The organism is Candidatus Halocynthiibacter alkanivorans, from assembly GCF_003333265.1.
Classification (GTDB): Bacteria; Pseudomonadota; Alphaproteobacteria; order Rhodobacterales; family Rhodobacteraceae; genus Halocyntiibacter_A; species Halocyntiibacter_A alkanivorans.
The window spans coordinates 21,914-34,219 of sequence record NZ_QOLB01000160.1; the positions used below are offsets into that span (position 1 = coordinate 21,914).

Here is a 12,306-nt window from a genome sequence, read left to right on the forward strand (position 1 = left end):
GCCGCCGCCACCCAGCGCCAACGAGTGAACAGTCAAAAAGTGCAGTATTCAAATATTTTTGCGTCAGAAGGTAAAGCCCCGACTCGTTCGCCGGGACTCTTGTCGTTTGTGGGTGCGCCAGTTTGGGCGGCAGAACTAAGTTCAGAAGGCCATCGAGTACCCGAGACTGACAGAAACCGCCTCATAGCCGCCATCGCCAATCCCGTCATACGACATGCCAAAATCGAACGCCCCGCCATTCTCGGAGACGAGCGTACCACCGAGCCCTAAACGTGCCCGAAATCCATTGTCGACGGTGCTTTGCGATACGCCCTGACCGCTTGCCTCAAAAGTCCAGATCCCCTCGAGAGAAACATACTGGCTGCCGTGGCCGGCCGGATCAGTCCAGGTAAACTTCGCCCCTGCTTCGAAGTCGCCAACGCTGGATTGTTGCGAAGCAATCGTTACACCCAACCCGTCAACATATGAATCTGAGGTCTCTTCGAAGTAGTTCAAAGATATGCCGGGCTGGATGGTCATCTGACCGCGATCGACATTGCCGAAGAGACCAACTCTGACCAACCAGCGTTCGGAACCGAATTCGTCGGTATATGTCCCAAGCGGAGAGATTTCATTTTCAGCCTGACCGTATTTCAACGCCGCATCAATATACAGATTGTCCTCAAGGCGCGCAGTATAGTAGGGGCCAAACATCCAACCAGCGCCTTCAGTTGTTGCAGTTGAACCAAGGGTGTCTTCCTTAACTTTATCGATCTGCAGACCAAAGCCAAGGATCGCATTTGAGTTGATCATGTAATCTGCGCCAGCGTGCAAAATTGCGAAGTCGCCTTCCCCGGTGGACGTTTCGTAGCGGCTGAAATACGCCTCTCCCCAAATATCCCAGTCAGAGTATGCACTCGATGCATCATGGCTGCTGCTTTTGGACGAGAAGGACAATCGGACGTCCTGTTCGGACACCTGAACACCAACCGGAGATACGCCAGTCAGCAAAGTGTGCCCATTCATGCTGACGACAGTGGCGTTTCTTTCGCCACGCAGCCTTGCAATCCGGCGGCCTTGACCCGGCAGGTTCGCCACGATCTGACGGGCCCTGTTGTCAAGAAAGTGCTGAATCTGTTCTCCTGTTTGCTCCGCGCTGTTCAACGCGGCCAGTGTGCAGGTGTAGGACTGGCCTCGCGTAAACGAGAGGCTGAGTTGCCGGGTTCCGATATCTACGGTACCGCTGGGCGAGCTACAGCTTGCCGCGGTCACTGCAAAGCCCGAAGGAAGTGTGTAGTTCACGGTATATGATCCCGGCACAACGTTCAGTGACGCGGAACTGCCAGTCCCGCCGGAGACATTCACCGCGGTGTTGAGCGCCGTGGTGGCTGACGTAAAACTTATTGTTCCGTCATCGTCAGAATTCACGACAAATGTCACCGTACCAGGCGGTATAAGCGCAACATTCACATAGAACTGCAAAACGGAGGTAAGACCCGCTGCATCGCGGGCTTCGAACTCTACCAATGTCGAACCAACCGAAAAGGCCGAGCCGGAAACTGGCCCGGTGATCTGAGTGACCGTCACCGCACCAGAATTGTCCGTCGCCGCAGGTGTTGGGAAAGTCACAACTGCGGAAGTCAGGTCGAAGTCGATTTCGACATCGATGTCTGGCTGCGAAGAGGTAAAGACAGGCGCCTGATTGTCCGAAACCGTAACGGTGAACGTTTCGCTCGCTGAATTGGTTGCTACATCGGTGGCCGAAACACTGATCGTTGTGGTTCCGATCGGAAAAGCCGAACCGCTGTTCAGGCCGGATGTCGGGCTACTGGTCACCACCGGTGTGAGAGGACCATCGACCGCGTCAGTGGCTGAAACCGCAAACGACACCACAGCCGTTGGCAGCCCTGAATCGGTATCCACCGCGATATTTGCCGGGACCGAGACAACCGGCTTTTCATTGTCGCTCACCGTCACCGTAAAGCTGCCACTGCCGGTGTTGCCGGCAGCATCCGCAGCCGTATGTGTTACCGTGGTTGTCCCGACTGAAAAGGCGGCCCCGGACACCAGCCCGGTGCTCAAAGTCGGACCGGATGTAACGCCCACATTGTCCGACGCGGTCACCGCATAGGTCACAACAGCCGTTGACTGTCCTGCATCAGTGCTGACGCTGATATTTGCGGGAACGTTTACGACTGGATTTTCACCGTCGTTCACCGTGACAGTAAAACTCTCAGTCTGCAAATTTCCCACAGCATCTGAAGCGGTATGTGTCACCGTAGTTGTTCCGACCGGGAATGCAGAACCAGAGGCCAGCCCTGCTGTCCGGGCCGGACCGGACGTGACCGAGACATTGTCTGTGGCCGTCACCGTATAGCTCACCACTGCGGTTGTTTGCCCGGCATCCGTGGCGACGGTAATATTTGAGGGCACTGATATCGAAGGTTTTTCATCGTCGCTCACCGTCACGGTAAAGCTGCCGCTGCCGGTGTTGCTGGCAGCATCCGCAGCCGTGTGCGTTACTGTTGTTGTCCCGATCGGGAAGCTGGCTCCGGACGCAAGCCCAGCCGTTCTCGTCGGGCCAGATGTAACACCCACATTGTCCGATGCGGTCACCGAATAGGTCACAACGGCCGTGGACTGTCCTGCATCCGTACCCACGTTGATATTTGAGGGTACGCTTACTATGGGATCGGTTGAATCGGCGGGGGAAGACCCTCCGGATAGCGACGAACAATCCGCAGTATAGTTGCCGCCTCCCGCTGGATCAAACGGCGCAGAAGTTACCAAAGCAGCTCCGGCGGGAACGGTAGGAGACGTACCGACTCCAGTCGTATTGCTTTCGAAAATCTGCAAGCGAAACGGCCGTTGCACAGGGGCAACCAGTGTGTCTGACGTCGCCGGAAAGTTCGGGTCGGCACCGACTTTCATGGACACTGAAGTATTCAGTGTAGAACCATTGGCGACTGTGAAACCGCCACTGGAAATAATATTGTCAAGCGCGTCCACCATCCGGAATACAAATCGGTCAATATTTGGATTTCCAGCGGGGGCAGCATCCGTTTGCGTTCCGGTAACATCAAACGCAAACGTCACAGTGGTGCCAATACAGTTAGCAGTGTTCCCAGTGGCACCAGACGTGCTGGCTGATGTTGCCGTGATTGCGTGCCCCGGTCCGGAGAGGGAAAGAGATGCTAATGCCCCAAACGTCAGATGCTTCGCTGAATTGCTCAGCGTTCGCGCCAAATTCCCAAACATAAAACCACCTACCTATAATTTTTCAGCGCTAAGCGCCGGAAAAAATTCACAAATACAAAAAACTAACATTCACCTTAATGGAACGTTATGTTCATTGGTTAACAAAATATAATAAAAATGCTCTTGTTTTCTATATTCAGTCAAAAACATGTGTGTGTGTGGCAAGTTTAACAATCTGCATATAGCTGACGTTGATGCTGACCGCAGCGAATGGCGGCTCACGGCCTTCTGCGCTTAAATGTGCATGGTGCAGCATTCGGACCACTTCTCTTTGCCATTTCTGTCACGAACGGCTGTGGTCTCAACAGGTGGACGCAACACTTTAATCTTTTTTTAGTAAAGATGGAGTGTGCAGCATGAAGTATCGTCGTCGCATTTATTACTCTGCTTCACAGCGGGTCGAGATATGGGGGCGCTGGCAACGTGGCGAGTCCATGAGGTCGATCGGGCGGGTGTTTGACCGGCAATCGTCCCCCGGATCGCAAACGTGGTAGCCGCGCGTTGAGCCTTGCGGAACGTGAAGAAATATCCCGAGGGCTCAGCGTCAATTATACTCTACGCGCGATAGCCCGACAATTGGGACGTGCACCTTCAACTGGTAGCCGTGAAGTCTGGCGCAACGGCGGGCGATCAGCGTATCGTGCGACAGTTTCAGATAAGGCCACATGGGATCGTGCCCTGCGTCCCAAACTCTGCAAACTGGCTTGTCACCCGACCTTGAGCCGCTCAGTATCAATGAAGCTTCGTCGCAAGTGGTCCCCGGAACAAATCGCGGGCTGGCTTAAGCGATCCTAACTGTCATGAACGGCCCATTGCGGACCTTAGCGACTGATGCGGCGAAGGTCCGCTGCAAGCACCTAGCAGGCCATGGACTTGTATCGTCTTGTTGATGCATCGGATGGAAACCGACTTTGGCGCTGACTACAAAACGAGCGCCTCTTGCCGACTACAGGCCCTCATATTTTGCACAGACAAGGCCTGAACGTGTACCCTGAGCGCTGTTACCAATAAAAAATTCCGGATGACCGGTGATGCCCAATTCTGGCCCAGAGCCCGATTAAACCGGTGTTGAACATGGCCAGATCAGTCCCAACAGGCGAGCAGCCAGTTCTTCAGGAGTGCCGCGTGGCGGGAAAGTGCGCTGCCACCAGGTTGCAGGAAAAAATAACGTTGCAAACCGCGGGTATCCTGCAAGATATCGCAATACTGCAAGCCAAGAACCCGCACCAGTTCGTCGCTTGCTGGCGCCCGCGCCAGTGCCACTCCCAGTCCCTGTGCTGCGAGGGTAAACGCGTAGGGCGTCGTGTCAGTCATTCGAAAATCCATCGCGCGCAAGTCGACATCCGGACAAGAAGACAACAACTGGTGCCAGCCCGAACGGTGTGCCGCGACTTCGAGCAAGGAATGGTTCGCCAGATCGCCAGGTGTTCTTATGGAGCTTGCGACATCAGGGGCAGCAACCACCTTCAGGGTTTCATGGATAAAGGGCTCAGCCGTGTCGGCAAAATCAGTCACGGACCCAAAGGCGATCTGCAGATCCGGTTCCCGGCCTGGCAGGATTGTGCGGAAATCAGTGAGGCTTTCTCCGCCGATAACAGTGACCCGCAACCGGGGGTGCGCCGCCTCAAATGCTGCAAGCCGCGAAGGAAGCCAGCTCATCGCCAGAAGGGTAACCGCCTGTAGTGTAATTGTTGTTTGTCCCGCGCCTCCGAACAAAGCTGCCGCTGTTGTTTCAACTGATGCCAGCGATTGCTGAACCACTGGCAGAAACGCGGCGCCTGCGGTGGTCAACGTTACCCGCTGCGGCGCGCGTTGAAACAATTGGCGGCCAAGATGATCCTCCAACGCCCGGATCTGCTGACTGACAGCCGGGGCGCTCATATTCAGGGTCTCAGCCGCGCGTGCGAAACTCTGTGCCCGCGCCGCAGCTTCGAACACGCGTAACCAGTTGAGAGAGGGGATTCGTGTCTGCGCCATTCACGCAGGATAAGTTCAACTTTGCCTCAGTCGCAAGAAGTCTTTCTGGCCCGGCCGTTCAATTTCACGACACAATGAAAGGACACCAGATGACCCCAAGGGACGATGCAAGGACCTCGAAATGCCAAAAGACAGCCCTGTGACCATGTCAGGCAGCCTGACACCTGCCCAGTTGGACCAATACGAAAAAGACGGATATATCAGCAGTCTTAAAGTGTTTGATTCCCAGACCGTTTCTGAACTGCGCAACGCCATTGAGACGCTTGAAGCAACACACAGCGAGGGCACTGACGGCATTAGTCTTGCCCAGTATTTTCGTGTTAACGGCCATGTCGTAATTCCTTTGTTGTCCAAACTGGCATCCACCCCGGCAATCCTGGATGCAGTGCAATCCATTCTCGGCGGCAACCTGCTCGCCTGGGCCGTCGAATTGTTCATCAAGGAACCCGGATCGGAAAAAACCGTGTCCTGGCATCAGGACATCACTTACTGGGGCATGGGGGAAACCAATGACGAAGTCACCGCCTGGGTGGCATTGAGTGAGGTCTCTGTCGAAGCAGGTTGCATGCGCTTTGTCCCCGGGAGCCACACCAATGGCATCGTCAGCCATAACGACACCTTTAGCGAAAGCAATCTGTTGTCGCGCGGTCAGGAAATCGGTGGCATTGACGAGGCCGATGCGCGCCACGGACCACTGCGGCCAGGAGAAATGTCGCTGCATCACGGGCGGTGCTTCCACGCATCCGGGCCAAACCGCTCTGCCGACCGGCGTATTGGGCTGGCAATCCGCTATGTAACGCCGGAGGTGCGGGATGGTCTTACTGGCCGCGACTACGCAATGTTGGTGCGCGGCGTTGATGCGATAAAGGGATGGACGAATATCGCGGGCCCTCAGGGGTTGTTTACCGCGCCGGACCTGGCGCTTTATCAGCGGATTTTGCGTGACCAGGAAGCTACATTGACAGAGGGTGCTACACAGGATGTAGCATTATACGCCACCGGGGAGAACACTACATGAGCAACAAGGCCGTCGAAAACAACACGTCAGGAAAAGTCTCTTTTACGCAGATGAAAGACGGAACCAGAGAAGAATACCTGATGCTGCACGAACTGGAGAAACCCTATCTTGGTCTGACGGTTGAGCGCATCATGGATGAACTGCGCCGGCAAGGTGAAGCAACGCTTGAGGGGTATCAGATCACGCGCCTCGAACACGGGCTGCAATCGGCCACGCGTGCAGAGGCTGACGGATGTGATATCGACTGGGTCGTCGGGGCACTGCTGCACGATATCGGCGACGGGCTTGCGCCGCAGAACCACGACCGCTTTTCAGCAGAGGTGATCCGTCCCTTTGTCCGCTGGGAGGTGTCATGGACCGTTGAACATCATGGCCTGTTTCAAATGCTTTATTTCGCACGTCATTACGGATGGGACGAAAACGCTCGCGACCGCTACAAAGACCATCCTTGTTTTGAAACCTGTGCTGCCTTCTGCGAGCGCTGGGATCAATCTTCGTTTGATCCAGAATATCCGACCAGGACGCTGGAGTATTTCGAACCGATGCTGCGCGAGGTATTTGCGCGAACGGCCTACGATCCGGCGGTTGTCCAGGAAGGTGTCTCTATCGGTCTGTAATTCCGTTTCCTGTCAGCTTGCGAGAGCAGTTTCCGCGTGCGGTAAAGCTTTTTCTGTCGAACCAGAAAAACATAGCAACGGAGCGACTGCTCCCGCAAGAATGACTGGCGGCCAGGTCCGCACTGCGGTCGTTCGGGCAAAACGCAGAGAAGGTCGGCAAGCCGTTCGCTGCGTCGAACACTAACGACCACAGTGCCGGACTTTCCTGACAATCTCTGTAAACGCGAAATTCCGGGCTCTTTGGAAACCGCTTGAATTTGCGGAATCGGAAGCAGTCAATCGCGGCGTTTTCGCGACATCGCTTGCCGCGTGGACTTTACTGACCTTAACTACAACTGCACTCAACTCACGACTGTGTGGTTGCAATCTCGATAATGGCTGCAAATACCGCAATGCCATCTTTAAGAATTTCATCGGGGAAGTCATAATCCGGGTTGTGCAGATCAGGTCGCGTCTCGCCAGCCCCCAATCCAAACATTGCGCCTTCATATAATTTGGTAAATTCACCAAAATCTTCACCCCAACGGAACGGGCGATCAAGACAGGTAAAGGAGTGGCCTGTCATTTGCGTTGCCTGCCGGATCATGTCAAAACCAAGTTGACCATTTGAAGTGGCGGAAAACTCTTCGCGGATTTCAAAGTCGATATCCAGCCCGTGTGTCTCAGCCAGGTCCGCAGCACACGCAGTTAGTTCCTGCCACATCTTTTCGACGGTCAGCCCCTGAGCTGATCGCAGAGTGAAATGAACCTCGCCCTGTGCAGGACAGATGCCAGAGGCCTGCACACCCATTTGATTGTATACTGGAACAATGAGGGCATAGGCATCGGGGTGATCATATTTTGCCTGGATATCGCGGGCTTTCAACGTCAGTTCAGCCAGTGCAATGGAGGGGCTGCTGCCCGTTTCAGGCTGAGCGCTATGAGCCTCTTTGCCTGACATTGTTACAGCGACATATTTAACCTCAGACGCGAAGATTCCCGCCTTACAGATGACTTCACCTGCGGCAAACCCCGGTAGATTGTGCAGGGCAAAGACATAGTCGGGTTGGATGGGTTCAAGATTCTTGTGACCGCAGCACAGCCGCGCGCCACTCCCTGTTTCCTCATCAGGCTGAAACAGCAGAACCACGCGCCCCTGTCGCGGCCTGTCTGCAAGGGTCAACGCCAGCCCGGCAAGGATCGTCATATGCCCGTCGTGGCCGCACTTGTGTCCGACACCGTCATAGAGCGAACGATAGGCGAGATCATCATTGATTTCATGGATAGGGAGGGCATCAAGTTCACAGCGGATAAGCACCGTTTTACCAGAAGAGTAACCTTCATAGATCGCCGCAAAACCTGCGCCGCCCAGTGGGATGATGCTGTCGGGCTTCGCGTGTTCTTCAAGAAAACAGCGCATATGGTTGGCAGTTTCAACTTCTTGGCGTGAAACTTCGGGATGCGCATGAAGCCAGTGACGCAAGCGGATCAACTGATCCATATTGATGTTCATCAAGATGCCTGTTCCCTTTGGTGGATGTCGCGCGGAACGTGCCCGCGCGACCATAGTGTTAGCCTAATGTTTCGCGCACTGCTGCTTCTGTGCTGATGATAACAATATCGGCTTCTTCTTTGGTGAGACAGAAAGGTGGGGCGAAACCAAGGATATCGCCCTGTGGCATTGCGCGCCCGATGACGCCCTTGGCAGCCAGGGCTGCTGATACTTTGGCACCAACGCCCTCGGAAGCCTCAAAGAACTTGCGTCCACTTTTCTCTTGAACGAATTCAATGGCAGCCAGCATGCCGACACCGCGAATATCGCCAACATTCGGGTGGTCTGCCAGACGCTCGCGGAATCCCGCGCGCAGATAGTCACCCGTTACCACGTTGTTTTCAATCAGGTTAAGGTCATCGATCAGTTTCAGATTCGCTACGCCAGCCGCGGCTCCGATCGGATGTGCTGAGTATGTCCATCCATGGCCGATGGGGCCAAATTCGTCGGTTCCATCCTCAAGGACCTTCCAAACCTCATCGGACACAATGGAGCCGGACAAAGGCGCATAGGCAGAGGTCAAGCCTTTGGCGATGGTGATAATATCAGGCTCCATCCCGTAGTGCGTCGAGCCCATCATCGAACCGGTGCGACCAAAGCCCGTCACGACTTCATCGGCAATCAACAAAATGTCATGCTTCTTCAGGATCGCCTGAATGGCGGCCCAATATCCTTCGGGTGGTGGAACAATCCCACCCGTGCCCAGCACCGGCTCGCCGATAAAGGCGGCGATGTTCTCGGCCCCCTCACGCGCAACAAGCTCTTCCAGTTTCTGTGCGCAGTGAGCGGTAAATTCGGCCTCTGACATTTCAAGGTCATCGCGCCGGAAATAGTACGGGGCCTCGGTGTGAATGACTTGATCCAGTGGCAGGTCGAATTTCTTGTGGAACAGTTCAAGCCCCGTCAACGATCCGGTCATAAGGCCCGATCCGTGATACCCACGCCAGCGCGAGATGATCTTTTTCTTTTTCGGGCGACCTAGTATGTTATTGTAATACCAGATCAATTTGATGTTGGTCTCATTTGCATCGGAGCCACCTAAGCCAAAGTAAACCTTGGACATATTTCCGGGCGCGCGATCCATCACCATCTTTGCCAGGGTGATAGAGGCTTCGGTGCCGTGACCAACATAGGAATGGTAATACGCCAGCTCATGCGCCTGCGCGGAAATGGCTTCGGCAATCTCAGTGCGCCCATATCCGACATTCACGCAATATAGCCCGGCGAAAGCATCCAACAGCTTATTGCCATCGCGGTCTTCGATATAGACGCCCTTGGCACCAGAAATCACGCGGGTCGGTGTTTCACCACGGGCGTGTTTGGCAAGGTGGGTCGAGGGATGAAAAAAATTCTCGCGGTCCCATTGGCTCATTTGATCATTATGCAGCATGTTGTATTCCTCAGCTCCAGTCACGGCAGACGTATTTAATTTCAGTGAATTCTTCGAGGCCATGGCGCGCACCTTCACGGCCAAGACCAGATTGTTTTACGCCACCAAACGGAATGGGCGGTCCGGTTACAGATGTGCGGTTGATCGCAACCATGCCAAATTCAAGCGCCCTGGACATCCGGTAAATGCGCTTTGGGTTTTGGGTATGAACATACGCCACCAGCCCATATTCCGTGTCGTTTGCGCGGCGGACAACTTCGTCTTCGCTATCAAAAGGCGTCAGCGCGGCAACCGGCCCAAAGGTTTCTTCGTGCATGATGTCAGCCGTGTCCGGCACGTCGATAAGAACTGTGGGCTCAAAGAACAACCGGCCTGCGGCATGGCGCATCCCTCCCAAAGTAAGGCGCGCGCCTTTAGAGAGGGCATCTGCAACTTGGCTTTCCTGCTTTTGCACCAGACGATCATGCATCAATGGGCCGATGTCCGGATCATCTTTGCCGGGTCCGACCGTCAATGCGCTGGCGGCTTTGGTAAAGCGGTGGCAGAAATCGTCGTAAATCTCGCGGGCAATAAACAATCGGTTGGCACCAAGACAATCCTGGCCGCTGGTTGCAAATTTCGCGGCGATTGCCTCTGAAACCGCACGGTCCAAATCGGCATCGGCGAACACGATGAACGGGGCGTGTCCGCCCAACTCTAACACGAGTCGCTTAACGGTGTTGGCGCATTGGCGATAGAGCAGGCGACCAACCTCGGTTGAGCCCGTGAACGACAATGCCCGCACACGCGTATCCGCACACCAGGGTGTTACAATAGTTTTGGCATCCCCCGGCAGCACGTTGAACACGCCCGCTGGTACGCCCGCTTCGTGCGCAAGTTGCGCTAAGGCCAAAGCGGATAACGGAGCCTCTTCTGAGGGATGCGCGACTATTGTGCACCCAGCCGCCAGCGCTGCTGCAGCTTTGCGCGTCAACATCGCGGATGGGAAATTCCACGGGGTGATTAACGCCACGACGCCAATTGGTTCTCGCCAAAGCTCTACCTCGGCGTTTTTTAAATGGCTCGTGATGCCCTCGACATTGGCGCGTTTCGCTTCCTCGGCGTAAAACTCGACAAAGCTCGCCGCATAGGCAATTTCTCCGCGCGCCTCTGATATTGGCTTGCCTTGTTCGGCAACCATGATCTGGGCGAGCTCTTCGCGGTTCTCAATGATTTTTGCGTGCCACTGCTTTAGTACCAAAGCCCGCTCTTGTGGCAATAGCCCGGCCCATGCTCCAAAGGCGCTTTGTGCGGCGTTAACTGCGTCTTCGGCAATGCTGGCATCCATCGCGTGAACCGTGGCAATTTCATCACCCGACGCCGGGTCTGTCACCACAAATGTAGTTTTTGCAGTGCGCCAAGCCCCATTAATGTAGCCCCCGGTCTTAATCAAAGGCATCTGTTTCAGCGACACCGCCTGTGTCTTATCCATCGTGGTCACAATGTTAATCTCCCTCTAGTGAGGCGAGTTTAGGCTCTTGCAATAGAAGGTGAGCCCAAAGTTGCCTGCAAACTCAGAAGAAACAATGGAATAATCGGAAAACTGCAGATCAATCATCTTCGGTTGGCGAGAACAAATGCAGCGGTGGGCCTGCGCTTCGGATCGTTTTGGTCACGATGTAGGAATAGTAGCGCGCAACATCACCAGTGGCCTCCAGCACCGTTTCAATAAGATCCTGATAGGCTGCTATCGTCGGCGCGACGACCTGGATCAGGTAGTCATACCCGCCGCCAATCGCCCAACACCCGGTGATTTCGGGATGCCTGCCAATGGTACGTTCAAATGATTGAAACCGCGCCATCGCATGTGAATCCAGCTCGATGGTGACGAAAACAGTCACAGCGCCCGGCAGTTTGCGTAGGTTTATTTCTGCGCGATAGCCTGAAATCAACCCGGAGTTCTCCAGGCGCCGCAGCCGTTCCCAGCAAGGCGACGGTGACAAGCCGACTTTTTCCGCCAACGCAGACTTCGTAATCCGCCCGTTGTCGGACAATACCCGAAGTATATTGAAATCAATGCGATCCAGTTTGAACATATGTGATCTATATCGTTGCGCCTGATTGGGTTCAATGAATGAAACCCGCTACGGGTAAACACGACTGAAAATCCGTATCTAAGCTAGCTCCGAATGCCATTTTGGTCGTGATAGTATGAACCTGACCTCCACCTTTTGGTTCGAGAGAATTTCAACGTAGCGATTTGTGATGCCTCAATATCTGCTATTGGCCAGCCCATCAGTTTTTAAGTTGCAGCTATTGCTATGGGTCCTCGACTGGTCTTGTCCCGATTCAGTTCCGGTCTCTTTCGAGCGATATTCGCAATGAAGGAGACCGGAACTGAATCGGGACAAGATCAAACATTGCGCCCAGCGTTCTGGATCAGGATTTCTCGGCAGGTGCCACGAACCAAAAGTGGGCTGGTGATATCTCCTATATCTGGACGGGCGAAGGCTGGTTGTACCTGGCGGTCATTCTCGACCTTTACTCCCGCCGTGTG

The 12,306-nt window shown here is 54.6% G+C and carries 8 protein-coding genes and 2 pseudogenes; 4 read left to right on the plus strand and 6 right to left on the minus strand.

The genetic code is table 11. From position 1 onward, the window contains the following. Positions 1 to 141: 141 nt before the first annotated feature. Positions 142 to 3,237: an HYR domain-containing protein gene (locus DWA01_RS21390; RefSeq protein ID WP_114287844.1), complete on the minus strand. Its 3,096-nt coding sequence runs from the start codon at positions 3,235 to 3,237 to the stop codon at positions 142 to 144. Between the two features lie 356 nt (positions 3,238 to 3,593). On the opposite strand from DWA01_RS21390, the pseudogene DWA01_RS21395 reads away from it, so the two are divergent. Continuing rightward, positions 3,594 to 4,026: pseudogene (locus DWA01_RS21395) on the plus strand (transposase); the annotation flags it as partial. Positions 4,027 to 4,320: 294 nt separating this feature from the next. On the opposite strand, the gene DWA01_RS21400 reads toward DWA01_RS21395, so the two are convergent. Beyond that, entirely contained in the window at positions 4,321 to 5,214 is an 894-nt protein-coding gene (locus DWA01_RS21400) for a LysR family transcriptional regulator (protein ID WP_114287845.1), read from the minus strand. A gap of 121 nt (positions 5,215 to 5,335) precedes the next feature. On the opposite strand from DWA01_RS21400, the gene DWA01_RS21405 reads away from it, so the two are divergent. Both DWA01_RS21405 and DWA01_RS21410 read left to right on the plus strand, forming a co-directional pair. Further along, positions 5,336 to 6,232 (plus strand): phytanoyl-CoA dioxygenase family protein, encoded by an 897-nt coding sequence (locus DWA01_RS21405; protein ID WP_114287846.1) that lies wholly within the window; start codon positions 5,336 to 5,338, stop codon positions 6,230 to 6,232. Next, on the plus strand, positions 6,229 to 6,849 hold the full coding sequence (locus tag DWA01_RS21410) for an HD domain-containing protein (RefSeq protein ID WP_235008647.1): 621 nt from the start codon (positions 6,229 to 6,231) through the stop codon (positions 6,847 to 6,849). The genes DWA01_RS21405 and DWA01_RS21410 overlap by 4 nt, the downstream gene beginning before the upstream one ends. A 346-nt stretch (positions 6,850 to 7,195) precedes the next feature. Here the strand turns inward: DWA01_RS21410 and DWA01_RS21415 are convergent, their stop codons facing one another. The 4 genes from DWA01_RS21415 to DWA01_RS21430 form a co-directional block, all read right to left on the minus strand. Then, positions 7,196 to 8,341 carry an amidohydrolase gene (locus DWA01_RS21415; RefSeq protein WP_160116093.1) on the minus strand — a complete coding sequence of 382 codons (1,146 nt, stop codon included), beginning with the start codon at positions 8,339 to 8,341 and terminating at the stop codon, positions 7,196 to 7,198. A gap of 58 nt (positions 8,342 to 8,399) precedes the next feature. Beyond that, complete coding sequence (locus DWA01_RS21420; RefSeq protein WP_114287848.1) at positions 8,400 to 9,770, minus strand: aspartate aminotransferase family protein; 1,371 nt, start codon at positions 9,768 to 9,770, stop codon at positions 8,400 to 8,402. A gap of 10 nt (positions 9,771 to 9,780) precedes the next feature. Beyond that, positions 9,781 to 11,208 (minus strand): NAD-dependent succinate-semialdehyde dehydrogenase, encoded by a 1,428-nt coding sequence (locus tag DWA01_RS21425; protein ID WP_235008649.1) that lies wholly within the window; start codon positions 11,206 to 11,208, stop codon positions 9,781 to 9,783. Positions 11,209 to 11,359: 151 nt separating this feature from the next. Then, positions 11,360 to 11,845, minus strand: coding sequence for an Lrp/AsnC family transcriptional regulator (locus tag DWA01_RS21430; protein ID WP_114287850.1), 486 nt, complete (start codon positions 11,843 to 11,845; stop codon positions 11,360 to 11,362). Between the two features lie 323 nt (positions 11,846 to 12,168). Between DWA01_RS21430 and DWA01_RS21435 the strand changes: the two are divergent. Next, positions 12,169 to 12,306, plus strand: a pseudogene (locus DWA01_RS21435) (IS3-like element IS1133 family transposase); the annotation flags it as partial.

Excerpts from the sequence above, each read along its gene's own strand:
- DWA01_RS21390 (WP_114287844.1), bottom strand. The coding sequence starts at position 3,237 with ATGTTTGGGAATTTGGCGCGAACGCTGAGCAATTCAGCGAAGCATCTG.
- DWA01_RS21400 (WP_114287845.1), bottom strand. The coding sequence starts at position 5,214 with ATGGCGCAGACACGAATCCCCTCTCTCAACTGGTTACGCGTGTTCGAA.
- DWA01_RS21405 (WP_114287846.1), top strand. The coding sequence starts at position 5,336 with ATGCCAAAAGACAGCCCTGTGACCATGTCAGGCAGCCTGACACCTGCC.
- DWA01_RS21410 (WP_235008647.1), top strand. The coding sequence starts at position 6,229 with ATGAGCAACAAGGCCGTCGAAAACAACACGTCAGGAAAAGTCTCTTTT.
- DWA01_RS21415 (WP_160116093.1), bottom strand. The coding sequence starts at position 8,341 with ATGAACATCAATATGGATCAGTTGATCCGCTTGCGTCACTGGCTTCAT.
- DWA01_RS21420 (WP_114287848.1), bottom strand. The coding sequence starts at position 9,770 with ATGCTGCATAATGATCAAATGAGCCAATGGGACCGCGAGAATTTTTTT.
- DWA01_RS21425 (WP_235008649.1), bottom strand. The coding sequence starts at position 11,208 with ATGCCTTTGATTAAGACCGGGGGCTACATTAATGGGGCTTGGCGCACT.
- DWA01_RS21430 (WP_114287850.1), bottom strand. The coding sequence starts at position 11,845 with ATGTTCAAACTGGATCGCATTGATTTCAATATACTTCGGGTATTGTCC.